Annotated in this window: 22 protein-coding genes and 1 pseudogene; 10 read left to right on the top strand and 13 right to left on the bottom strand. The window is 60.8% G+C overall.

Annotated elements, in window-relative coordinates:
- Positions 1–364: 364 nt before the first annotated feature.
- Positions 365–754, bottom strand: coding sequence for a hypothetical protein (locus GA0061101_RS01905; RefSeq protein WP_245297423.1), 390 nt, complete (start codon positions 752–754; stop codon positions 365–367).
- Positions 755–908: 154 nt separating this feature from the next.
- Positions 909–2,471 carry an MFS transporter gene (locus GA0061101_RS01900; RefSeq protein ID WP_092572907.1) on the bottom strand — a complete coding sequence of 521 codons (1,563 nt, stop codon included), beginning with the start codon at positions 2,469–2,471 and terminating at the stop codon, positions 909–911.
- Positions 2,472–2,650: 179 nt separating this feature from the next.
- Here GA0061101_RS01900 and GA0061101_RS01895 point away from each other — a divergent pair, with 179 nt between their 5' ends.
- Entirely contained in the window at positions 2,651–3,574 is a 924-nt protein-coding gene (locus GA0061101_RS01895) for a LysR family transcriptional regulator (protein ID WP_092573019.1), read from the top strand.
- Between the two features lie 306 nt (positions 3,575–3,880).
- Here GA0061101_RS01895 and GA0061101_RS01890 read toward each other — a convergent pair whose 3' ends face one another.
- Both GA0061101_RS01890 and GA0061101_RS01885 read right to left on the bottom strand, forming a co-directional pair.
- On the bottom strand, positions 3,881–4,459 hold the full coding sequence (locus GA0061101_RS01890) for a flavodoxin family protein (protein ID WP_037193541.1): 579 nt from the start codon (positions 4,457–4,459) through the stop codon (positions 3,881–3,883).
- 189 nt (positions 4,460–4,648) lie between these two features.
- Positions 4,649–5,011 carry a DoxX family protein gene (locus GA0061101_RS01885; protein ID WP_047560565.1) on the bottom strand — a complete coding sequence of 121 codons (363 nt, stop codon included), beginning with the start codon at positions 5,009–5,011 and terminating at the stop codon, positions 4,649–4,651.
- A gap of 143 nt (positions 5,012–5,154) precedes the next feature.
- Between GA0061101_RS01885 and GA0061101_RS01880 the strand changes: the two genes are divergently transcribed.
- Positions 5,155–5,727, top strand: a complete 573-nt coding sequence (locus GA0061101_RS01880; protein WP_047638859.1) for a TetR/AcrR family transcriptional regulator — start codon at positions 5,155–5,157, stop codon at positions 5,725–5,727.
- A 182-nt stretch (positions 5,728–5,909) separates the two neighbouring features.
- On the opposite strand, the gene cysN is transcribed toward GA0061101_RS01880, so the two are convergent.
- From cysN to GA0061101_RS01865, 3 genes are all read right to left on the bottom strand, one after another.
- A complete protein-coding gene (gene cysN / locus GA0061101_RS01875; protein ID WP_092572906.1) occupies positions 5,910–7,403 on the bottom strand; it encodes a sulfate adenylyltransferase subunit CysN in 1,494 nt (497 codons plus the stop codon).
- Between the two features lies 1 nt (position 7,404).
- Positions 7,405–8,358: a sulfate adenylyltransferase subunit CysD gene (gene cysD / locus GA0061101_RS01870; protein ID WP_047638858.1), complete on the bottom strand. Its 954-nt coding sequence runs from the start codon at positions 8,356–8,358 to the stop codon at positions 7,405–7,407.
- Between the two features lie 126 nt (positions 8,359–8,484).
- A complete protein-coding gene (locus GA0061101_RS01865) occupies positions 8,485–9,222 on the bottom strand; it encodes a phosphoadenylyl-sulfate reductase (RefSeq protein WP_092572905.1) in 738 nt (245 codons plus the stop codon).
- Between the two features lie 490 nt (positions 9,223–9,712).
- Here GA0061101_RS01865 and GA0061101_RS01860 point away from each other — a divergent pair, with 490 nt between their 5' ends.
- On the top strand, positions 9,713–10,159 hold the full coding sequence (locus GA0061101_RS01860) for an RrF2 family transcriptional regulator (RefSeq protein ID WP_037193559.1): 447 nt from the start codon (positions 9,713–9,715) through the stop codon (positions 10,157–10,159).
- A gap of 3 nt (positions 10,160–10,162) precedes the next feature.
- On the opposite strand, the gene GA0061101_RS01855 is transcribed toward GA0061101_RS01860, so the two are convergent.
- Positions 10,163–11,524, bottom strand: coding sequence for a chloride channel protein (locus GA0061101_RS01855; RefSeq protein WP_092572904.1), 1,362 nt, complete (start codon positions 11,522–11,524; stop codon positions 10,163–10,165).
- Between the two features lie 182 nt (positions 11,525–11,706).
- On the opposite strand from GA0061101_RS01855, the gene GA0061101_RS01850 reads away from it, so the two are divergent.
- Together GA0061101_RS01850 and GA0061101_RS01845 are read left to right on the top strand one after the other, a co-directional pair.
- On the top strand, positions 11,707–11,979 hold the full coding sequence (locus GA0061101_RS01850; RefSeq protein ID WP_092573018.1) for a YlcI/YnfO family protein: 273 nt from the start codon (positions 11,707–11,709) through the stop codon (positions 11,977–11,979).
- Positions 11,980–11,984: 5 nt separating this feature from the next.
- Positions 11,985–12,275, top strand: a pseudogene (locus tag GA0061101_RS01845) (type II toxin-antitoxin system RelE/ParE family toxin); the annotation flags it as partial.
- A 12-nt stretch (positions 12,276–12,287) separates the two neighbouring features.
- Here the strand turns inward: GA0061101_RS01845 and betA are convergent.
- The 4 genes from betA to betI form a co-directional block, all read right to left on the bottom strand.
- Entirely contained in the window at positions 12,288–13,937 is a 1,650-nt protein-coding gene (gene betA / locus GA0061101_RS01840) for a choline dehydrogenase (RefSeq protein ID WP_092573017.1), read from the bottom strand.
- 168 nt (positions 13,938–14,105) lie between these two features.
- Positions 14,106–15,569 (bottom strand): betaine-aldehyde dehydrogenase, encoded by a 1,464-nt coding sequence (gene betB / locus GA0061101_RS01835; RefSeq protein ID WP_092573016.1) that lies wholly within the window; start codon positions 15,567–15,569, stop codon positions 14,106–14,108.
- On the bottom strand, positions 15,569–16,210 hold the full coding sequence (locus tag GA0061101_RS01830) for a glutathione S-transferase family protein (RefSeq protein ID WP_037193565.1): 642 nt from the start codon (positions 16,208–16,210) through the stop codon (positions 15,569–15,571). The genes betB and GA0061101_RS01830 overlap by 1 nt, the downstream gene beginning before the upstream one ends.
- 5 nt (positions 16,211–16,215) lie before the next feature.
- Positions 16,216–16,803 (bottom strand): transcriptional regulator BetI, encoded by a 588-nt coding sequence (gene betI, locus GA0061101_RS01825; RefSeq protein WP_037193567.1) that lies wholly within the window; start codon positions 16,801–16,803, stop codon positions 16,216–16,218.
- Positions 16,804–16,957: 154 nt separating this feature from the next.
- On the opposite strand from betI, the gene GA0061101_RS01820 reads away from it, so the two are divergent.
- The 4 genes from GA0061101_RS01820 (at position 16,958) to GA0061101_RS01805 (ending at position 21,077) form a co-directional block, all read left to right on the top strand.
- Positions 16,958–17,506 carry an HdeD family acid-resistance protein gene (locus GA0061101_RS01820; protein ID WP_037193569.1) on the top strand — a complete coding sequence of 183 codons (549 nt, stop codon included), beginning with the start codon at positions 16,958–16,960 and terminating at the stop codon, positions 17,504–17,506.
- Between the two features lie 226 nt (positions 17,507–17,732).
- On the top strand, positions 17,733–17,984 hold the full coding sequence (locus GA0061101_RS01815; protein ID WP_037193574.1) for a ribbon-helix-helix domain-containing protein: 252 nt from the start codon (positions 17,733–17,735) through the stop codon (positions 17,982–17,984).
- A gap of 210 nt (positions 17,985–18,194) precedes the next feature.
- Entirely contained in the window at positions 18,195–20,000 is a 1,806-nt protein-coding gene (locus GA0061101_RS01810) for a GGDEF domain-containing protein (protein ID WP_092572903.1), read from the top strand.
- A 78-nt stretch (positions 20,001–20,078) separates the two neighbouring features.
- Entirely contained in the window at positions 20,079–21,077 is a 999-nt protein-coding gene (locus GA0061101_RS01805; protein WP_037193578.1) for an NAD(P)H-quinone oxidoreductase, read from the top strand.
- Here the strand turns inward: GA0061101_RS01805 and GA0061101_RS01800 are convergent.
- A complete protein-coding gene (locus GA0061101_RS01800; protein WP_092572902.1) occupies positions 21,058–22,482 on the bottom strand; it encodes an MFS transporter in 1,425 nt (474 codons plus the stop codon). The two genes, GA0061101_RS01805 and GA0061101_RS01800, sit on opposite strands and share 20 nt — an antisense overlap.
- Before the next feature lie 257 nt (positions 22,483–22,739).
- Here GA0061101_RS01800 and GA0061101_RS01795 point away from each other — a divergent pair, with 257 nt between their 5' ends.
- A complete protein-coding gene (locus tag GA0061101_RS01795) occupies positions 22,740–23,747 on the top strand; it encodes an asparaginase (protein WP_037194355.1) in 1,008 nt (335 codons plus the stop codon).
- The last annotated feature ends 21 nt before the right edge of the window (positions 23,748–23,768 follow it).

Raw genomic sequence — 23,768 nt, 5'->3', positions numbered from 1 at the left:
TGTTTAAAAACCCCGACTCGGGAGAAACGGGCCCCACCCGCTTCTGTTCGCTATTAAAGACGAATTCCTGTAAAGTTATATGATATATTTTTCTCGGAATGACTTTTTCGTGAATTTTAAATTCCAGTTGCAGGAAAGCAACATCTGCAAATACAAATAGTAAGTGCGCCATAATATTGGCTACGCAATAGTCATTCTTAAGAATAGATCGCTGAAAAGGACGGCCTCGGCTGTCGTTCGAATGGCTCAGCGGAGTGGCAGAGGCGACTGGAGAGGCCGCGCCGACATGCGCTCAGGCGAGGGCAAAAGCCAAGCATGCCTGCGCGGCTGTCAAGCTGGCGTGAGGAGGCAGGCGCCGGTTTGCTCAGTACGACACGGTTCGTTTCGAAGCCGGAGATATCAGCTTGCTGAGCGCCGCGCCGATCATAATGCCCCAAAGACCGCTGATCATGCCGATGATGATATCAAGGGATGAACCGGAGTCGCCGCTCGCCAGGAAATGCGAAAGCCAAAGTGCCAACACGCTGCCGATCATCAAGAGGCAGGTGAAGGATGGCGACTGCGGGTAGGCCAGTCGCGCAAGCATGCCGGCCACGCAAAGCGCGCCGGCACGAAATAGGTCGAAGGGATTGCCAAACGCGGCTTGCCAATTGAGATGCGCAAAGGTCACGGCGATGAGCGCCGCGATATAGGTCCATGCGATAATCTTAAAAAACCGGTCTGATATCATTGGGATATGATATAGCAGCGGCACATTTAAACTCCAGTCTCCTGCCATTCCAAAGGCTGCGATCGATGCGATGCGGCGCGCACAATTTATGTGGCGGCGAAACATTCTGTTGCGTTATGGCAAAGATTTCTGCGTTCTTTGGCCTTCGATTTGCCTCGCTGGCATGCCTCTCGGCGGCTTATGCCTCCGACGCCGTCAGAGCCTCGTCGTCGTCGGGCACCTGGTTTGCGGCTTCGCTGGTGTCGCTCGACGATCCTCGTCCGAGGGAAGAGAAGACGACGATCGCGGTGATGGCGGTGATCGCGGTCAGGAGCCAAAGCAGTGCGCTGAAGGCATCACTATAACCGTGGATCAGTGTGGCTTGTCCGATCGCAGGTGCGTTCGCTGCCGCAGCGGAAAGATCGCCTGTGACGAGCCGTTGCGCCGTGGTGGCCGCGTGCTCGCCCGCCGATGTGCCGAGATTGGACTGTATGAAGGCGCTCAAAACAGCGCTGACGACGGCAAGGGCGACACCTTCGCCGGCGACGCGGGTAGTGCTGAAGATACCGGTCGCCATGCCGGCGCGTTCCTTCGGAACGACGCTGACGGCCAGCCCGTCCATCAGGCCCCAGGGCAGGCTGATGCCGGCGCCGATCGTCAGCAGCGGGCCGATCAGCGCCGACGACGCCGAGCCGGCAGCGAAATGGCTGAGCCAGAAGAGACCCATAGCCGAAATGACAAGGCCGGCACCGCAGATCGCGGCGGCACTGAACCAGCGCGTCAAAAGGCCGGCGGCGATCGGTAGGATGAGAAGCGGCGCCGAAAGGGCGATCATCATTCGGCCGGCGGCAATCTCGCTCATGCCTTCGATGCCGACGAAGCGCACCGGCAGCAGGATCAGCAGCACGACGAAGGCATAGGCCGGCGCTGCCGCCAGCAATTGCACGCCGACGAAACGCGGATAGCGAAACAAGGTTAGATCCAGCATCGGCCGCTTCACGCTACGTTCGATGATGCCGAAGGCCAGGAGGAGCAATGCGGCGCCGGCCAGCAAGATAATGACAATCGGGTCGCTCCAGCCGGTCTCCGGCGCGCGCAGCACGCCATAGGTGAAGAACGTGAGGGCAAGCGTGAAGCTCAGCGCTCCCGGCCAGTCGATCCCGGCCGCATCCGGATCGCGGGATTCGCGCAGAAAGCGCGCACCGAGGCCGAGCGCCATTAGAGCCAGTATAACGACGAGGAGGAAGATAGAGGGCCAGCCGAATGCATCGATCATCAGGCCGGAGGCAATCGGCCCGAAAGCCAGACCGACGCCGAAGCTCGAGCCGACGATGCTGAAGGCCCGCATGCGTGCCGTGCCATCGAATTCCTGGGCAAGAGACGCCATGCCGCCCGAAAAAGCGGCGGCGGCGCCGAGGCCCTGCAGGGCTCTCAATATGTCGAACCAGACGATGTTGCCGGCAAACGCCAGTCCGGCCGAAAACAGCGCGAAGCAACCGACCCCGGTCAGGAAGATGCGCCGGCGGCCAAAACTGTCGGCAAGCGCGCCGGCCGCCATCAGGCAACTGCCGAAGGTCAGCATGAAGGCATTGGTCACCCAGTTGAGGGCGATCGGGCTGCCGCCGAGCGTGCGGCCGATAGCCGGCAAGGCAACGGCCGGGCCGGTGAAGGTCAGGGGCATCGCCGCTGCGGCGCAGCAGACTGCGACGAGGACGAAGAGTTTTTCGGTCGCAGTTGCGACCTTTGTCTTGCTGAGGGTCATCGGGATTTCCGTTGGGTTTGAGCAAGGGCGAGCCCACGGGCGGCTTGGGAACGATGAAGGCTTGAACGCCTTCGCCCATGGGCTTCAAATGACCCGATGAAGATAGTTTTGCTGTAATCGGATGATAATAAGGCTATAACTCCATATATACCGGAAAAAAACGCTTGAATGAGGTGCGCATGGATCGCTTGAGCGGCTTGAATGCTTTCGTCCGGACGGCAGATCTCGGCAGCTTTGCCGCTGCCGGTCGCGTGCTTGGCCTTTCGGCCTCAGCGGTCGGCAAGGCGGTCAGCAATCTGGAGCGGCAGCTTGGCGTTCGGCTGCTGCAGCGCTCCACTCGCAGCATCCGCTTGACCGAGGAGGGGCGCCTCTTTCATGAGCGCTGCCGACGCGTGCTCGACGATCTCGACGACGCGCAGGCCTCGCTCGCGCAGGCGGTGGCGGTGCCGCGTGGGCGGCTGCGTGTCAGCGTTCCCATCGTCAGCTACCATTTCCTGCTGCCGGTCGTGCCCGAATTCGTGGCCCGCTATCCCGATGTCGAGCTCGACATCGATTTCAACGACCGGATCGTCGATATGATCGAGGAGGGGGTCGATGTGGCGATCCGCAGTGGCGATCTGCCGGATTCGCGTCTGATGTCACGCACCTTGCGGCCGTTTCAGATGCTGCTTTGCGCGGCCCCCAGCTATCTGGAGCGCCACGGCGTTCCCGATTGCCCGCGCGCGCTCAATGAGCATGTGGCGGTGCGGTTTCGCTTCCCGAACAGCGGCAAGCTGCAGGATTGGCCCCTGACCTTGCCGGAGGGCGAGCCAGAACTGCGCATGCGAACGGCTTTTTCCTGCAATAATATGGAAGCCGTGCGCGGTGCCACCATCGCCGGCCTTGGCATCGGATGCATGCCGGATTTCCTCGCGCGCAGTCCGCTTGCGGAAGGAAAGTTGCGAACTGTTCTCGATGATTTCATCAATGAGCCCGGCCATTTCCATGTGCTCTGGCCCTCGAGCCGTCATTTGTCGCCCAAGGTCCGCGTCTTCGTCGATTTTGTGGGCGAGCGGCTCTTTGCAAAGAGCTGCGAAGTCTTGCTCGCTGCTCTCAAAGCTTGAATCAAGGCCTATCCGGGCCAATCTTCAACAGCAATGCAAAATTGCGGAATGAGATAGCAACGGTGTCTGGCGGCAACTTTGCGCCAACAGCGGATTTTGCGAAGGTGCCGATGCATGCGGCATGCTTGGCGATTAGGCAGAGCTATGGCGGCGTCGCCGGGCGAGCAGAGCGAGTGACTTCCGTTTATGTCGTGTTTGTTGACGCGATTGCACCGCTGCGTCGCGGGTCGGTCGGTGATGTTGAAAACGACTGCTCTGCTCGCCAGATTCATCTGTCTTTCATATGCCGGGAGTTAGGACACGGCCTCAGGCGTCCTGAGCCAACGCGAATCGCTGTGCGACTCGTGCCACGCGCTCGCCGTAAGTGCGGGCAGTCTCCAGATCGCCGACCGACATTTCGTTCGGGGCTGCGTCGGCATCGGACTGCGCCATGGGCGCGATATACGATCCCATCCTGTTTGCATCGTCTCGCGTCGACGCCTTCACGTTCGCTGGCTTTATCCCCAGGCTGACCCACAGTCCCCCATGCTGTCCTGCCAGAAGAACGAAGTATTCAAGCGTGTTGAGTTTGTCGCCGTTCAGGCTGGCGCTGTTGGTGAAGCCCCCGAAAACTTTGTCCTGCCATTTATTGGTGAACCAGGCCTTCGAGGAAGTGTCCGCGAACTTCTTAAACTGCCAGCTCGGGCCACCCATGTAGGTTGGCGATCCGAAGATGATGGCATCGGCGGCATCCAACGCGGCCCATCCGTCATCGGAGAGGTTGCCGTCTGCATCGATGGCGTAAAGCACTCCGCCCGCACCTTCCGCGACGGCTTCCGCCATCCGCTGGGTGTGGCCGTAGCCGGAATGATAGACGACGACTGTGCTTGCTGTACGATTTGACATGCTGGTTTTGGCCTCCTTCGGGCCGTTGCTTTGCGCTGTCCGGAAGCGAGTTCGCTCCGTCTGGCGTCTTCTTCGAGATGGATTGATGACGGGAGTTCGGACGACACCCGATGCCGCGGCGATGGAGACCGTTATCCAGCCGGTTACGCGCTGGTTCTCATGGTACCGCCTCTGCTTGCCGCAAGATGCTCAGGCGAGGCCGCTGAGACCGGCCAGTATCAGCAGTAGTAGGAACAGCATTGGCGGCGGGAGTTCCCGATAGTTCCGGATACGGACAATGGACGCGATTGCGGCGAGCATGATGCAGGCACCCAATCCGACCCCGATGTAGCGGGTGCCGGCTGTGATCAACAACAACGCGGTTACAAGCTCGAGAGCGGACGTTACCCAACACCACCAGAATGGGAATCCAAGTTGCACGAAACCCGCGCGGATTTTCGGGTGACCGCTCGCGTTGACGATAGCGCCAACGAGGAACGCCGCGGCGGCCAGCCAGACGAGGACGTTTTCGAGGACCGTTGCGCCCGTGAAAGTTTGAATTGGAAGATTCATTGATTTTCTCTTCGATGATGAATCATGCCGCTCTAGATATTCTAGCAATATAATATATTCTAGCATCGCTAGTTTGTCAATCGCTGCTCTTTTTGATAGCCTTGGCCTTACAAAATTCGCGCGCATGAAGATGAGGGCATGAGGTGGGCAGCAGCGAACGCAAGATCAGGGAACGTGAGGAGCGCGAACGCCGGATAGTCGTCGCTGCGAGGACGATCGCGGAACGTGATGGCTGGCCTGCCGTCACGATCCGGCGTCTCGCCGACGAGATAGAATACAGCCAGCCCGTTCTCTATTCGCATTTCGGAAATCGCGATGAGATCGTCGGAGCGGTCGCTCTTGAGGGCTTCGGCGAATTGGCCACGATACTCCGTGCCGCGATCCGGCCATCCTCCACGCCAAAGGAATCAGTGGAAGGCGTCGCGACCGCCTATCTCGATTTCGCTTTCGCCCGGCCTGCGATGTACGAGGCGATGTTTATCCTTCCAACCGGCCTTCGCTTCGCCAGGTCCGACACGCCGGCACCGCTCCGTGCGGGTTTCGGAGCCATGGCGACCGTGATCGCGCCGTTCTCCCAGGATGTGGATACCGCTACTGAAACTTTCTGGGCGGCACTCCACGGATTGGCGGAGCTTGAGCGCCACGGCAGGATAAGGCCCGCTTTCCGGTCTCACCGTATCACGCTCCTCATGCAGATGGTGTCGGGTCAACTCTGAGAGCGGGTCTTGCGATTAATCCGGTCCCCCACAAATGGCTTGGAAAATGTGGGACAAGGCAAAGGACCAAAGCTCTTGGAGTTTGGCTGCCGAAAGATGCCGTTCGATGGTGGCATTTGCTCCATTAATTGGCGAGAGGCCGACGGAGGTCGGCCTCTCTGCTGCTGAATGCCCAGCTGCGATCAGATATCGCTGGCCGCGTTCGACCAGATTTCCGCGGCCTGCGCCGCGGTGACGCGGCGGACTTCCGTCTCGTCGCGGCGGCTGGCGAAGAGTTCGCTCGCCATGATCTGCTCGGCGAGATCGGCCGGCAGAGACAGGAGAACGCGCTGGCCCTCCTTGTGGATGCCGCCGACATCGGTGCGCTTGCCGGTGATCATGCCGCCGGCGACCGTGTTGTTGCTCTCGGGATCGATCAGGATGAAGGAGCCGGTCGAACGGTTCTGGTCGTATGGGTCGAAGACGGCGGCTTCGTCGAAGGAAAGGCGAACCTTGCCGATGGCGTTCATCCACAGCGATTGCGCCGGTGCCCAGGCGCCGGTCTTCAGTTCGAGCTGAGCGATCGGCTGCACCTGCACACGCTGGCGGCGGCTGCCGCTCTTCAGCCAGTAGCGCTTGCCCGGCTCGATGCCCTCAGGCTGCAGCGCGACGATCTGCGCATCGAAGGAGAGGCCGGATTGCGGCTGGCTGTCGATCGCGACAATCATGTCGCCGCGCGAGACGTCCACCTGGCGGTCGAGGACGAGCGTGATCGCATCGCCGGCAACGGCGGCGTTGCGCACCAGATCGAAGGTGACGATCTTCGAGACGTTGGCGACCATGCCCGAAGGCAGGATCATGACGCTGTCGCCCGGCTTCACCGAGCCGCCGGCAACCGTGCCCTGATAGCCGCGGAAGCTTTCGCCGGGGCGCGAGACGCGCTGCACGGAGAGACGGAAGCCGACCGTCTGCGCCGAGCGAACGGTTGCCGATTCCAGCGCCTCGACGAGCGTCGGGCCATTGTACCAGGGCATGGCGGCCTGGCCGGAATAGACGACATTTTCGCCCTTCAGCGCCGACATTGGAATGGCCGTGATCTGCTTGACGCCGAGCGAAAGGGCGAATTCGCGGAAATCGTGCGAGATCTTCTCGAAGCCGGCGCGGTCGTAGTTCGTCAGGTCGATCTTGTTGACGGCCAGCACGAACTGCTTGATGCCGAGCAGCGAAGCGATCGTCGCGTGCCGGCGCGTCTGCTCTAGAATGCCCATGCGGGCATCTACAAGCAGCACCGCCAGATCGGCGGTGGAAGCGCCCGTCGCCATGTTGCGGGTATATTGCTCATGGCCGGGCGTGTCGGCAACGATGAAGGAGCGCTTGTCGGTCGAGAAATAACGATAGGCAACATCGATGGTGATGCCCTGTTCGCGCTCGGCCTGCAGGCCGTCGAGCAGGAGCGCGAAGTCGGGCAAGCCGAGATCGTTCTGCTTGCCGGTGGAATCGCGCTGCAGCGTGGCGGCCTGGTCTTCCTTGACCGCCTTGGTATCCCAGAGCAGGCGGCCGATCAGCGTCGACTTGCCGTCGTCGACGCTGCCGCAGGTGAGCAAGCGAAGCGGGCGCGAGTCGCGGACGGCCTTGGCCGGTTCGGCGGCGGCCCCGACAGCGGGCAGGGTGACGGCGGCGTTGGCGTTTGCGGTCATCTCAGAAATATCCTTCACGCTTCTTCTTTTCCATGGAGCCGGACTGGTCGCGGTCGATGGCGCGGCCCTGACGTTCGGAAACCGTGGCGATTTCCAGCTCTGCAATGATTTCTTCAAGGGACGTGGCGGTGGAGCGGATCGCACCGGTCAGCGGGAAGCAGCCGAGCGTACGGAAGCGGATGAGTTCCTCGCGCTTGACTTCATCCGGCAGCAATTCGAGCCGCGGATCGGCCGCCATGATCATCATGCCGTCGCGCTCGACGATCGGGCGCTTCGCGGCGAAATAGAGCGGCACGATCGGAATGTCCTCGGCCTGGATGTAGCGCCAGATGTCGACCTCGGTCCAGTTGGAGAGCGGGAAGACGCGCACGCTCTCGCCCTTGCGGATCTGGCCGTTATAAATGTTCCAGAGCTCCGGGCGCTGATTGCGCGGATCCCAGCGATGATCGGGCGTGCGGAAGGAGTAGATGCGTTCCTTGGCGCGCGAAGCCTCCTCGTCGCGGCGGGCGCCACCGAAGGCGGCATCGAACTGGCCGGCATCCAGCGCCTGGCGCAAGGCCTCCGTCTTCATGATGTCGGTGTAGCCAGCCGAACCATGGGTGAAGGGCGTGATGTTCTCCGCCTTGCCGCGCGGGTTGATATGCTCGATCAGGTCGAGATCGTACTTCTTCACGATCTCGTCGCGGAAGGTGATCATCTCGGCAAATTTCCAGCCGGTGTTCACGTGCAGCAGCGGGAAGGGGATGCGGCCGGGATAGAAGGCCTTGCGCGCCAGATGCAGCAGCACCGAGGAATCCTTGCCGACCGAATAGAGCATCACGGGACGCTCGAATTCGGCCGCAACTTCGCGAAAGATATGGATGGCTTCGTTTTCCAGCGCCTTCAGGTGCGGATCGAGCGGCGGCTTGACGCTTTGCGGATTGGAAAGTTCCGTATCCGGACGGCTATCGGGCATGTATGACTCCAGAACTTCAATTGTCCCGACCGGAAATTTGGCCGGAAAGAATGGCTGCGTTGGTTCCCGGTAGATCGGCGGCGATGAAACGCGCTTCAGATCGGAGCCGGGAACCGGCGAGGTATGCTATTGAGCGGCGACCGTGGCCTCTTCGTGAACATGCAGGCCGCATTCGCGCTTTTCGTCGTTCTCCCACCACCAGCGGCCGGCGCGCTCGGGCTCGCCTGGCTTGATGGCACGGGTGCAGGGTTCGCAGCCGATCGACGGATAGCCGCGGGCATGCAGCGGGTTTACCGGGACGCTGTTATCCGCGACGTATGCGCGGATAGCATCGATATCCCAATCGGCCAACGGATTGATCTTGATCAGGTTGCGCTCCGGGTCGAATTCGGCAAACGGCGTATCGGCGCGGTTGGTGGATTGGCCGCGGCGCAGGCCGGTGATCCAGATCGTGGCGCCGGACAGTGCACGCGCAAGCGGCTTCAGCTTGCGCACGCCACAACAGGCATGCCTGGCTTCGACGCTCTCGTAGAAGCCGTTGAGACCGTACTTTTCGGCATAGGCGTCAATATCAGCCTTTTCCGGTTCGTAACGGACGATATGGATGTCGTACTGGCTTTCCGTCTCGTCGATCAAGGTGAGCGTTTCGGGAAAGAGACGGCCGGTCTGCAGCGTCGCGACTTCGATCGGCAGGCGATGGTTGCCGATCTCCGCCGTGATGACCTGGTCCTCTATCCCGAGCGAGGTCGTGAACACGGCGCGGCCGCCAAGGCTGGCGACCAGGGACAGACGGCCTGCAAGATCGAGCGATGCCAAGCGGCTGTTCAGCGTCGCGGCGTCTTCAATAAGGGTAATGGCAGTCATGGGGGATCCTGTCCTGATATTCTCAGGAGTATCGCAGCTCGCAGGGGCAGCGGACAGAAAAATAGATTTCGAAAGCAAGCGGCTGGAGAGTAAATATCTCCATGAAGCTGCGCCGATAAGGAAAAGCGACCGCCTCGGCTGTTAACCAAGGCGTTTTGCCACCTGAAGCGGCTGCTCGGAAGCACCTGAAATGGCTAGCCATCTTTAAGTGCTTGCTTTAATGTCTATAGAAATAGTAGAGTTACACATAGCTTGTCAAACGGAAATCGGAAGTGATGGCCAAAATGATGCGTATTGGCGGATTTTGAGCTAAACTATGAGCATAGAGACAAAAGAATGAAAACAAGGCTGGGTTGCCAGCGTTTTCCCGACGTTGCCCCATTGGTGTCTTCGCTCCGGAATTAGCCGTGGACGAAGTCTGCAGAGTTCTCAAACGATCCGGCTGAACCGATCGGCCGAACGTATCGCATGTGTGTGTAAGCGGTTCGAAATGATTACTCAGAAAGCAAAATATGCGCTGCGTGCGCTATCGGCCCTTGCCCAGTCCGAGGCAGGCGCGCCGATGATGATTTCCGATATCGCGGCGCAGCAAAGGATCCCGAAAAAGTTTCTGGAGCAGATCCTTCTCGACCTGAAGCATCAGGGCATCGTGATCAGCCGGCGCGGCAAGCAGGGAGGTTATCTCCTCCGCAAGCCGGCCGACGAAATCACCTTCGGCGAGATCCTGCGCGTCATCGACGGGCCGCTGGCGCCGCTGCCCTGTCTGTCGCTCACCGCCTATCGTCGTTGTGACGATTGTGACGGTGAGCAGACCTGCGAAATCCGGCATGTCTTCGCCAGGGTCGCCGATGCAACCCGCAAGGTTCTTTTCTCGACGACCATCGCCGATGCGGTGGCGCAGCCTGACGGTGCCGCGGTCACGAGGCTGATGGCCTGACCTTTAGTGAGCGGCGGTTTCCTCGCCCGCTTCCTTCTCCATGGCACGCCGCGCGCGGATGGCCGCCGCGATGAAGACGCGCGACAGGCCGTGATAAAGCGGCTCGCGCGATAGCAGCCGCGACGTCACATAACCGATCATCGAGACCGCCATGATTGGAATCACTGCCTGATGGTCGCCCGTCATTTCCAGGATGATGACGAAGGCCGTCATCGGTGCCTGGACGACGCCGGCGAAATAGCCGGCCATGCCGAGAATTGCCGCAAGTGCGACACCGCCACCGACGAGTTGGCCGACCGTGCTGCCAAAGCCGGCGCCGACGGCAAGCGAAGGCGCAAAGATGCCGCCGGGAATGCCTGAGATCATCGACAGGAAGCTCGCAAGCAGCTTTTCGACGAAGAAGAGCGCGGGCAGGGCATGTCCCTCCACAGCGCCGCGGGCTTGGTCGTAGCCGGTGCCGAAGGTCTGGCCGCCCGAGAAGACGCCGATGGCGGCCACGACGAGGCCGCACAGGCCGGCAAGGATCAGCATGCGCTGGAGCGGCTGAGGCTGCGCCCAGCGGCGGATGCGGATGCCGGCATAGAGCGCAAATCCGCTGAAGGTGGCGCCGAGAGCGCCGCCACCGACGCCGCAGATCAGCATGACGATCCAATCCCTGAGCATCGTCGGCGCGGCATCGGCGGTGCCGAAATAATTATAGCTGCCCGAAAGGCCGAGGGCTGCAAGGCCGGAAAGGATGACGGCCGTCAATACTAGGCCGTTGGCACGCGATTCATAGGTGCGGCTCATCTCCTCGATCGCAAAGACGATACCGGCAAGCGGCGTGTTGAAGGCTGCGGCGATGCCGGCCGCGGAGCCGGCAAGGATCAACCCCTTCGCCTGCGCCATGCCGCCGAACCGTGCAACGGCCAGCATGAAGGACGCCCCGACCTGCACCGTAGGTCCTTCGCGGCCGATCGAGGCGCCGCTGAGGAGCCCGAGAACGGTCAGCACGATCTTGCCGAAGGCAAGCCGTAGCGACAGCAGTTTCGTACGGTCCTCGGGGTGATGCAGATGCCGCGCGGCGATTGCCTGCGGAATACCGCTCCCTTGCGCGTTGGGAAACAAGTTCGTGGCCAGATAGGCTGACAGCACGAAGCCGAGCGGCGTCAGCACGAGCGGCAACAGCCAAGTCCATTCTCCGGAATGGGTAACTCCCGTAAAGGCGCGCTGCGCCAGATCGGCAAGCTTCGCAAAGCCGACGCTGATCACGCCGATCGCCAGAGCCCCCGTCCAGAAGACCAATCGCGGCCGCCAGAGCTGAAATGAACCCCAGAAGACGCGGGAACGGCGGAGCAGCTTGGACTTACGATAGATGGGGGGCATGAGGCTTTTTAACCGGTGGATCGAGCGATGTGTCCATTTAGGACTCAAGTCTGAACAGTCTGCTTAAAAATGGCGGATGAGGATACTCACACTGTCTTACAAGACTTCAATTAACCGCGGACGTTTACATGAGTGTTGACATGTTCCAATTGCATCGCAATTGCAACGCACAAAGGTGGGTCATGAAATCCGCTTCCATTCCTTCGTTAAGAGTCGACCCGGAACTGCGCGCCGCCGCTGAGAGTGTGCTGAAAGAGGGGGACACGCTCTCGGCTTTTGTGGAGAATTCGCTAAGGGCTCAAATCGATCACGGACGGGCACACGCGGAATTCATCGCGCGCGGCTTGGCTGCGCGAGAGGAAGCCAAGCGTACAGGGATCTATTATAGCGCCGATGAGGTGGTTGGCGAATTGAAGGAGATGCTTGCAGCAAAGATAGCGCGCAAAGCAAATTGAAATAAGCAGTTCGCTATGCCAGCTCGGCTCGTGACGATATCAAGCGGCTTTATGCCTATCTGCTCGACCGCGATGAGAACACCGCCAAACGTGCCATTTCGGTCATTGAAAGTGCGATGAAGATGTTAGCGGACTTTCCGTTCAGCTGCCGCAAGGCATCGGTGGATAATCCATTTCTCCGCGAGCTCGTCATTCCGTTTGGGTCTGCCGGTTACGTCGCGCTGTTTGAAATCGAGGATAGCGAGACGGTGACGATATTGGCGATCAGGCCTCAGCGCGAGGAAGACTATCACTGATGCCTGTCGATCTTATCGGTCGCTCGTCTCCCAGCGCGGATTGACCCACGGTTCCTGATTCGAGCGCGCCAGCCTCTGCTTGCCGAGGATATGGTCGGCGGCCTTTTCGCCGGTCATGATCGAGGGGCCGTTCAGATTGCCGTAGGTGACGTGCGGGAAGATCGAGCTGTCGGCGACACGCAGCCCGTCGACGCCGATAACGCGGGTGTCCGGATCGACCACTGCCATCGGATCGTCCTTCGAGCCCATCCTGCAGGTGCCGCAGGGGTGATAGGCGCTTTCCAGATGCTCACGCAGGAAGGCGTCGATCTGTTCGTCCGTCTGGACGCCCGGGCCTGGCTGGATTTCCGGCCCGCGATAGTCGTCGAAGGCTTTCTGCCCGAAGATTTCGCGGGTAAGGCGCACGCAATGCCGGAATTTTTCCCAGTCCTCCGGATGGCTCATGTAGTTGAAGCGGATCACGGGATCGGCCTTCGGATCGGACGAGCGTAAGGTGACTGCGCCGCGCGACTTGGACAAATTGTAGCCGACATGCGCCTGGAAACCATGGCTCTTGGCCGCCGCCTTGCCGTCGTAGCTGATGGCGACCGGCAGGAAGTGATACTGGATGTCGGGCTGCTTGACGCCGGGTGCCGAGCGCAGGAAGGCGCAGGCTTCGAACTGGTTCGAGGTGCCGAGGCCCGATTTGAAGAACATCCATTGAGCACCGACAATCGCCTGCATGTACCAGGGCAGCCAGGAATAGAGCGAAACCGGCTTCAGGCTGGTCTGCTGGAAATAGAATTCCATGTGGTCCTGCAGGTTGGCGCCGACGCCGGGGCGGTCGATCTTCACCTCTATGCCCATATCGCGCAGATGCTGCGCCGGTCCGATGCCCGAGAGCATCAGCAGCTTCGGCGAATTGAACGAAGAGGCCGAAATGATCACCTCGCGGTTCGCCTTGATGACTTCGATCTTGCCGCCGCGTTCCACTTCGACGCCGGTGGCGCGACCATTTTCGATGACGATTTTGCGGGCGAAGCAGCGGATGAGCTCGACATTCGGCCGCTTGAGGGCGGGCTTGAGATAGGCTGTCGCCGCAGACCAGCGCCTGCCCATCCAGGTCGTCTGCTCCATCAGGCCGAAGCCTTCCTGCTTGCTGCCATTATAGTCTTCGGTCGCCTCGAAGCCTGCCTGCTTGCCCGCCTCGATGAAGGCATGGAACAGCGGATTGCGGGCGTCCCCGCGGCGCACATGCAGCGGCCCATCGGTGCCACGCCAGCCTTCCTCGCCGCCGTGCGAGTGTTCCATCCGCTTGAAATAGGGCAGCACGTCGGCATAGGCCCAGCCTTGGGCGCCGAGTTCTTCCCAGCGATTGAAATCTTCCGCATGGCCTCGCACATAGACCATACCGTTGATCGAGGAGGAGCCGCCGATCACCTTGCCGCGCGGCGCGGTGATGCGCCGGTTGTTAAGTTGCGGCTCCGGCTCGGAAAGATAGCCCCAATTGTAGCGGTCCATGCTCATCGGCCAGGCAAGGGCCGCCGGCATCTGGATGAAGGGGCCGAAGTCGCTGCCACCGAATTCAAGGACGATGACCGAATGCTTGCCATCCTCCGACAGGCGGTAGGCCATGGCGGAGCCGGCCGAGCCCGAGCCGACGATGACGAAATCTGCTTGCATGACCATGTGCTCCAGGTGGATAGCGGCGAAAGTCGAGGCGGTTCTATACCCTCCCCTCGAGGGGAGGGCCGGCCGAAGGTCGGGGAGGGGTGATCGTTGGTATGCGCATAGCGGCTGGTCACCCCCACCCGCCGCTATGCGGCGACCTCCCCCTCAAGGGGAGGTAGATCAATAAGGCGCCTGCACCGGCCCCATACCGACGTAAACGGTCTTCAATTCCGAATAATGCTCTAGTGCTGCGAGCGAATTCTCGCGGCCGAAGCCGGATTGCTTCGAGCCGCCGAAGGGAATTTCCACCGGCGCGAGATTGTAGGCATTGATCCACAGCGTACCGGCCTCGAGCTGGTCGACGACGCGGTGGGCGCGGGTGAGATCGGCGGTGAAGACGCCGCCGGAGAGGCCGAATTCGGTGGCATTGGCGCGGACGATGACCTCAGCCTCGTCATCGAAATCGAGAACGCACATGACCGGCCCAAAGATCTCCTCGCGAGCGATGGTCATGTCGTCGGTCACGTCAGCAAAGACGGTCGGCTGAATATAGTAGCCTTCGCCGGAGACATTGTTCGGAATGCCGCCGCCGGCCACCAGTGTCGCGCCTTCCGCCTTGCCCTTTTCGATATAGGACAGCACCTTCTCGCGCTGCGCCCAGGAGACCATTGGGCCGATCTGGGTCGCCTCGTCCATCGGGTCGCCGATCAGCATCGCTTCGGTGCGAGCCTTCAGCCGCTTCAGGAATTCGGACTTGATCTTCCTGTTAACGAAAACGCGGGTGCCATTCGAGCAGACCTGGCCGGTCGAATAGAAATTGCCGAGCATGGCGCCGCCGATGGCGCTGTCGATGTCGGCATCCTCGAAGACGATCAGCGGCGACTTGCCGCCGAGCTCCATGGTGACATGCTTGAGGTTGCCCGCGGCCGCAGCGGCGACCTTACGGCCAGTGGGCACCGAGCCGGTCAGCGAAACCTTGGCGACGTCGGGATGGTTGATGAGCAGCGGCCCGGTTTCGCGGTCGCCCTGGATGACGTTGTAGAGCCCCTTGGGAAGACCGGCCTCGATGAGGATCTCGGCGATCTTCAGCGCGCCGAGCGGCGTGTTCTCCGAAGGCTTGAACACCATGGCGTTGCCTGCCACAAGTGCAGGCGCGCCCTTCCAGCAGGCGATCTGTTGCGGATAGTTCCAGGCGCCAATCCCGACGCAGACGCCAAGCGGCACGCGCTTGGTATAGGCGAAATCGCCGCCGAGCGGGATGTAGGAGCCGTTGAGGCCGGCTGCCGCGACGCCGCCGAAGAATTCGAAACTGTCGGCGCCGGAAGTGGGGTCGGCGACGATGGTTTCCTGGATCGGCTTGCCCGTATCCAGTGTCTCGAGCTCGGAAAGCTCGCGGTTGCGCTCGCGCATGATGTCGGCGGCACGCTTCAGGATGCGGCCGCGCGCCGTCGGGCTCATCGCAGCCCATTCCGGCTGCGCACGCTTGGCGCTGGCAATGGCCCTCTCGACGATATCAGGTGTTGCCGCGTGCAGCCGTGCAATCACCTCGCCGGTCGCGGGGTAGATGCTTTCGATGACGGTTCCGTCGGTATCCTCGACATACTCGCCGTCGAGGAAATGCGAGGCTTTCGGTTGTGCGCGCATCATAGAACCCTCAGTTCTTCGTAAGACACCATGACATGCTCCCGGAAGGCAGGTCGTTCGGTCAGGTTTTCGTAATAGCGCTCCAGCCGCGGAAGGGAGGGGCGCGGGATATCGATGTCGAAATAGCGATAGAGTACATGGCCGAATTGTATATCGGCCAGCGTCAGGTCATCTCCTGCAAGGAAGCGATGCCGCTCGAGCTGCCTCTCGGCGATGTCGAGTTTCGCGCCGAGCGCAGTCAGCGCCGCCGCAATGGCCTGTTGGTCTTGCAGAGCCGGTGCGGTGCGCACCACGCGCCAGAACACCGGGCCGGTGAAGTTCAGCGTAATGTTGAGCTTGGCCCACTCAGCCCATTTGTCGATCTGAGCGCGGCGTCGCGCGTCATCCGGCCAGAAGGCCTCATCGCCATGTTGCGCGGCGAGATAGCGGATGATGGCGCCTGTTTCCCAGAGCGGCTCGCCATCATCCTCGCGCAGCACCGGAACGGTGCCGTTCGGATTCATCGCCAGAAATTCAACGGTGTCGTTGACGCCATATTTGAAGCCCGCATCGATGCGTTCATAGGCAAGGCCGAGCTCGCCGATGCACCACATCAGCGCCTGTACGTTGGATGACGATTTACGGCCCCATACGGTCAGCATGCTCTTCAGCCTTTCAGCGCGTTGAGGTAGGTCGTCAGGTAATCCTCGGTCAGCGCGATCGACGCCTCGGTGCTGATCGGAGCGGATCGCAGGCTCTGACGGATATAAAGCCCGTCGATCATGGCAGCGGCACCTTCGGCGATACGCTCCGCGTCCTCGGCCGGGCACAGAGGTTTCAGATTTGCCACCAGGTTCGAATGCAGCCGGCGCGCGTAGATAACGAGAAAGCGGCGAGTTTCCTCGGAGCGTTGCGCCTCGGCATAGAAGGCGAGCCATGCGGCGATCGTTTCCGGTGCGAACTGGTCCGCCTGGAAACTGACGCGAATGACGGCTGACAGCTTCTCTCGGGGTGTTCTCGCGGCCCTGAGCGCCGTCACGACGCTGTCGCGCAGGCGCTGTAGATGAGCGCGGACGGTTTCGATCAGCAACTGTTCCTTGCTGCCGAAATAATGATGCGCCAGGGCAGGGGAAACGCCCGCCTGCTTGGCGATTTCGGACATGGTGACGGTCAGCGAGCCGTGATCGCCGATCACGCGCATCGCCGCATCCACAAGCGCCTTGCGGCGCACCGGTTCCATTCCGACTTTCGGCATGCGTCACTCCTGAAGGCTTGGAGCGAGTGTATTTTTGATTGACTGATCAATCAACAAAAAAATCTCGTGCCGGACCGGGCCGCACCAAAAAATCCGCAGCCTCTTTCCGAGTTGCATTTCTGTGCCATACTTCCTGACAGGAGGAGGTACAGTCATGGTCGATATTCCTAATGAAGTTCTCCCATCCGCGATGCGCGACAAGTGGGGTTGGTTTGTTGGCCTCGGCATCTTGCTGCTGATTTGCGGCGGCATAGCTCTCGGCAATCTGTTTATCGCCACCGTAGCCTCGGTGTACTATGTCGGCATGCTGATGCTGATCGGCGGCATCGTGCATCTGGCGCATGCCTTTCAGGTACGGGGTTGGGAGCATATCCTGTTCTGGGTGCTCAGCGGTCTGCTCTATACGCTTGCCGGCGTCCTTGCCTTTACCAATCCCTTGCTGGCCTCCGAGGCCTTGACCCTGTTCCTCGCCATCGCGCTGCTCATCGCCGGCACATTTCGCGTCTGGGTCGGCCGCAAGGTAAAGCCCGAGAGCGGTTGGTTCTGGATCGTCATCAGCGGCGTTGCAACCGCCATCGCCGGCATCGCCATCGCGCTTGGCTGGCCGGTCAACAGCCTGTGGGTTCTCGGTCTTTTCCTGGCGTTTGATCTGATTTTCCAGGGCTGGACGCAGGTGGCCTTCGGCCTCTTCCTCAGGCGGTAGACCGCTTCCTAAGGAGTAACGAACTACTACTTTTTGACAAGGAGCGTGAGCAGCGCTACTCTTTGCCTGTTGCCGTGTAAGGCGGAACGGCGTCGAACGAATGTAACGACGGTGCCATCAACTGGAGCATGCATGTCCAAAGGACATGTCTCACAGGCACTGTTTAAGCCCGCAGAATATGTCTCCAGCGAAAATTCCGCTTAAACAACGTCAAGGGAGGAATATCATGCCGATGGTAACGGTTTCCATCTCTCCGCTTCAGGCCGCGGGCATTCGTGCCGCAGTCGACACCGGCACCTACGCCTCGAGCAGTGAAGTCGTGCGGGAGGCCCTGCGCATGTGGGATGCCGCACGCAAGCGCGGCGACATTTGCGATGCGCCCCAAGCAGCCAAAGATCTGCAAACGGCGGTAAAAAGCAGCCGTTGCGTTGCTGACATGTTCGCCGACTACGAGGCGGAGAGACGCCGGCACAACTGAGCCGCAAGGCCCCCGCAACATCGCAAGATCGTCGCGGATCCCTTGCTCGTGGCCGCTGAATGGATGGTTAATATACCTTTACCATTCACGAAACTTTCACACAGGGGAAAGGTTTCGTTGACGTCTTCTGGCGCATCTTGGGTTGAAAACGCGGTAAATCCAAAGTTTTACTCAAATAATTAGATCAAGAATCCGCAAGTGGAGATGGGCATGTCCCTGACTGCCGCAGTCGAGCCGGGCCTATTGCGCCGGTATGCCAGCGACCAGATTGTCACTCTCGCCATACTCGTTATCGAAAATGCGTTCCAGCCGATCGTGGAGGCCGGCACCGGCACTGTTTTCGGCTATGAATCCCTGATGCGCGGACAGGAGCGTATCGGTTTCGACAGCCCGGTCGATATACTCGACGAAGCCGAGCGCACCGGCCAGCTTTTCGGGCTGGAGCAGATGGTCACAAGCCGCGCACTGGCGAAATTCGCCACCCTGCCCAATGCCGTTGCCGCCACTCTTTTCCTCAATCTCGATGTCCGGTTGATCCCGCAGGGCGTCGCACTGGTCGATGGCTTGCTGCAGCACATGAGAAAGGCGGGTGTCGCCCCTTCCTCCGTCTGCTTCGAGTTTTCCGAGCGCTTCGACAATACGAGCGTGCCCGAGTTCCGTGATCTGGTTGCACGGATGCGCAATGCGGGCTTCAAGCTGGCTATCGACGATTTCGGCGTCGGCCACGGCGAAATGAAGCTTTTGTCCGATTACCCCGTCGATTACCTGAAGATCGACCGGCATCTCATCGTCAATATCGATCGCAGCGCCCGCAAGCGCCACATTCTCAGAAACCTCGTCAATATCGCCCATGTCCTCGGCACCCGGGTCATCGCCGAAGGCATTGAAACCGAGGCGGAGTTCCTGACCTGCCGCGAATTCGGGGTGGATCTCGTCCAGGGTTGGTTCATTGCTCGCCCGACGGTTTTGGTCAATGAACTGAAACAGAGCTACCCGCATCTCCAGGACCTTGGCAAAACGATGCGCAACAGCCAGTCCCTGGACGAAATTCTCATCCGCAAGCAGATCGAAGTGCTGCCGACCATTCGTGAGGGCGACAGCATGGACAGCGTCTTCGAGCTCTTCCGCCGCAATCCGCGCCGGGCCTATTTCCCGGTCGTGAACGCCAATGACGAGCCGCGGGGCATCATCCATGAATACCAGCTCAAGGAATACATCTATCAGCCCTTCGGGCGCGATCTCCTGAAGAACAAGGTCTACGAGCGCTCGATCTCGCATTTCGTCGAGATGGCGCCGATCGTCGGCCTCGATTCCGATGCCGATACGCTGATGGCGATCTTCGCCAATATGGAAAGCAGCGATTGCCTGATCGTCACCGAGGGCACGCATTATGCCGGTATTGTTTCGGCCGCGTCGCTGATCAAGGTCATCAACGAAAAGCAGCTCAAGATCGCCCAGGATCAGAATCCGCTGACCGGCCTGCCGGGTAACCGGGCGATCCATGATTTCATGCAGGGTGCCGGTCGCGACGGCGATGAGGTCAGGCACTTCTGCTATTGCGACTTCGACAATTTCAAGCCGTTCAACGATGCCTACGGCTTCCATCTGGGCGATCATGCCATCTCGCTGTTCGCCGCGCTGATGCGCCGCTACTTCTTTGCCGAGCGCAATTTCCTCGGCCATGTCGGCGGCGACGATTTCTTCATCGGCGTCGCCGGCTGGAGCATGGAGGAGCTTCGCGAAATCCTGGACCGGCTGCTTGCCGATTTTCATGCTGATGTTCTCGATCTCTATTCGGCGGAGGACCGGGCGGCCGGCCGCATTCGCGGTCATGACCGTAGCGGCGTCGAGGCCGAGTTCCCGCTGATGCGCTGCTCCATCGGCATCCTGCAACTGCCAGAAGGTTTGGTGATCGACAATATCAACCGCGTCAGTACCTCCATCGCAGGCATCAAGACGAAGGCAAAGGAGAGCGCCGCCGGCGTCGCATTCCTCAGTCTGGCCGAGACGAATTGACGCCCTCCCGCATTCGCGCCTTTTCAAGCGCCCTGCGCTAAACTATCTCCACTGCTTTACTGGAGAGGAAAATGCGCCATGCCCTTGCCGTCTGAAATGCGTTTCGTGGATTTGCCGTCTTTCGGCGGACCGGAGGTCATGACCATCGCCCGGAAGCCTCTGCCGGTTCTGAAAGCAGGCGAGATCCTGGTTCGTGTCGAGGCCACCGGCGTCAACCGGCCGGATGTGGCGCAGCGGCAGGGCACGTATCCGCCGCCCAAGGATGCCAGCCCGATACTCGGCCTCGAAATAGCCGGCGAGGTCGTCGACGTCGCCCCCGGCGTCAAGGAATTCGCCATTGGCAACAAGGTCTGCGGCCTTGCCAACGGCGGCGGCTACGCCGAATATTGCGTGCTGCCGGCCGGTCAGGCCCTGCGATTTCCCAATGGCTATGATGCAGTGCGCGCCGCGGCGGTCCCCGAAACCTTCTTCACCGTATGGGCCAATCTCTTCCAGATGGCCGGCCTGACCGAAGGCGAAAGCGTGCTGATCCATGGCGGCTCCAGCGGCATCGGCACGACGGCGATCCAGCTTGCCCGCGCTTTCGGCGCAACTGTTTACACGACGGCCGGATCGAAAGAAAAGTGCGAGGCGTGCGAAAAGCTCGGCGCGAAGCGGGCCATCAATTACAGGCAAGAGGATTTTGCGGAGGTCATCAAGGCGGAAACGACCCATGGCGTCGATATCATCCTCGATATGATCGGCGCTGCCTATCTGGAGAAGAATCTGGCCTCGCTCGCCCGCGATGGCTGCCTCTCGATCATCGCCTTCCTCGGCGGCGCCGTGGCTGACAAGGTCAATCTGCAGCCGATCATGGTCAAGCGCCTGACGGTGACCGGGTCGACCATGCGCCCGCGCACGGCGGAGGAAAAGCGGGCCATCCGCGACGACCTTGTCTCCCAGGTCTGGCCGCTGCTGGACGAGGGCACGATCGCCCCCGTCATTCATCGGGTATATGCCTTTGACGATGTGATCGAGGCGCACCGGTTGCTGGAGACCAGTGACCATATCGGCAAGATCATGCTGAAGCTGGCTTGATCGTCACGGACAAGGCGATGGCGATCAGGCCGGGCAGTGCCATCAGTGCGTAGAGCCAGGTCGCCGCTGACAGGCTTCCGGCAATACCGCCCGGATGGGTCAGTCCCGCGCCGTTGACGATGACGCCGGCGAGCGCCGCACCGAATGCGCCGCCGAGCGACTGAACCATCGAGATCGCTGCCGATGCCTTGTCCTGCTCGACCCGGCTGGCGATACTGATGATCCTGGTGACGAGATGTGCCCAGCCGATGCCGACGCCGAAGCCCATCAGGAACATGGCGGCGACGGCGGGCGCGAGCTGGACAAGATCGCCAAAGGAAGCGGTGGTCGCCATGAATGGGATCAAGGATGCGGTGGCGGCCGTTTCAAGGATGCAGCCGGTTACGATGGCGACGGCCGCCCGCCTGCCCGAAAACGAGGCGCTGAAGAAAGCCCCGATCGTCCAGCCGAGCGCTACCAGCGCAACGAGATAGCCCGAGACCAGGGGCGTCACGCCATGCAGCGTCTGCAGGAAATAGGGGATGTAGATATCGCTCGTCAGCACCAGCATGAGCGTGAACATCGTCAGATAGAGCCGTGAGATCGGGTCGGTGATCATGGCGGTGCCAAAAGGAAGCAGCCGTGTGTCGCTGTTGCGCTCAATCATGACCATCGCCGTGACGAGCAGGATCGAAACGGCGATCAACACGATCTTATAGGATCCATGCCCGCTCGTGCCGGCGATGCTGACCAGCAGGACGGCGGTCAGCAGAAGCACGATTTGGATAAGCGGCGTTTTGCCGCCCGCCCGGTCGTCGGCGACGTCAGGCAGCAGCCACCGTGCTGAAACTGCCATGACCAGGGTCAGCGGCACCAGGACGATGAAGGCCTCGCGCCAGGCGCCTCCGGCGGCAAAGAAGCCGCCCAGCGTCGGTCCGAGCACTGTCGCTACGCCCCAGATGGCAGCATAGAGCGTGGACGCTTTCCGCCACAGAGGCTCGGGATAGACGAAGCGAATGAAGGCATAGGCGAGACCGGACAGCATGCCGGCGCCATAGCCCTGCGCGGCGCGACCGACCAACAGCGCCGGCATTGCCGGCGCGGCGGCGCAAATCAGGCTGCCGGCGCCGAATAGGATGGCGGCCGCGATATAGACAGCACGCAGACCCATGCCTTTCGGCCTCGTTGCGACGGTGATTGAACCGAGTACGCCAGCGGCGACGAAAAGCGTCGTCATCCAGGAAAACAGCTCCAGGCCGCCGATATCCCGAACGATCGAAGGTGCAACCGTGGCCATGATATAGGCTTCCACGGCATAGAGCGTAACGCCACCGCCGAGCATCAGCGTCGCAGGCAAGAGCCTTGGCGAGAATAGCGTGAAGAGGGAGGCGGGTTTGGGCGGCATGGTGTTTTCGATGCTCGACATCGGAAGATCCTCGGCGTTTCCCTAGTAGGTAATTATTTTCCAAGTTATAATTTGGAAAATTACATCACTGCGAAATTAAAACAAGTTATAACTTGGAAATTGGATTTGACGGCGGCGGAACCTCTCGCCGCAGCCAAGGGTTCGGAGCAGTCTCGGCTGGGGTCTTTTTGAGAGCCGTCGATGTCATCGGAGATTGGCAATCCGGGGTGCAGCGGCTATCACTGGCCATCCCGGCAAATCAGAGGCTGCATTCCGTCATGTCCAATCCCGTCTGCGTCGAAGTCACCCGTGGTGCCCTGGTGGAGAGCCGCCATCGCGGCTCCGTCGTTGCGGTCGACGGAGAGGGGAAGCTGGTCTTTTCGGTCGGCGATATCGAACGGGGCGTGTTTCCCCGCTCGGCCTGCAAGGCGATGCAGGCTTTGCCGCTGGTCGAAAGCGGTGCCGCCGATGCATACGGTTTCGGCAACAGGGAGCTGGCGCTTGCCTGTTCCTCCCACAATGGCGAGGATGAGCATGTCGCGCTCGCCGCATCCATGCTCGCCCGCGCCGGTCGTGATGTCGGCACGCTCGAATGTGGCGCGCATTGGTCTTCCGATCTGAAGACCGTCATCCATCAGGCGCGCACCATCGACAAGCCGACGGCGCTGCACAACAATTGCTCGGGCAAGCATGCGGGCTTCGTCTGCGCCTGCTGCCATCAGGGTATCGATCCGACAGGTTATGTCGGCTACGACCATCCGCTGCAGCAGCAGATCCGCGAGACGATGCAAAGCCTCACCGGGGCGGTTCTCGAACATGACAATTGCGGCACGGACGGCTGCTCGATCCCGACCTATGCCGTACCGCTCAAGGGGCTGGCGCACGGCTTTGCCAAGATGGCAACCGGCGTCGGCCTGGAGCCGCTGCGCGCCAAGGCGTCACGCCGGCTGTTCGAGGCCTGCATGGCCGAGCCTTTTTACGTTGCCGGCACCGACCGCGCCTGCACGAAGCTGATGCAGATCGCCCCCGGCCGCATCTTTGCCAAGACCGGCGCCGAAGGCGTCTTTTGCGCTGCAATCCCCGAACAGGGCATCGCCATCTCAGTCAAATGCGACGACGGCAATGGTCGCGCCGCCGAAGTTATGGTGACGACGGCGCTCTCCCGTTTCTTCGAAAAAGATGGCGAAGTTCACGCCGGCCTTATGGCCATGGCCAACAGACCGTTCAGGAATTGGAACGGCATCCATGTCGGGGATATCAGGCCGGCGGCGGCTTTGATGGCGTAGTATTCCCCAGCTGATTCCGCT

Origin of the sequence: Martinezella lusitana, from assembly GCF_900094565.1 — a bacterium.
Lineage (GTDB): Bacteria > Pseudomonadota > Alphaproteobacteria > Rhizobiales > Rhizobiaceae > Rhizobium > Rhizobium lusitanum.
The sequence above is the reverse complement of the archived record's forward strand: the minus strand, read 5'-3'. Positions and strand labels throughout refer to the sequence as shown.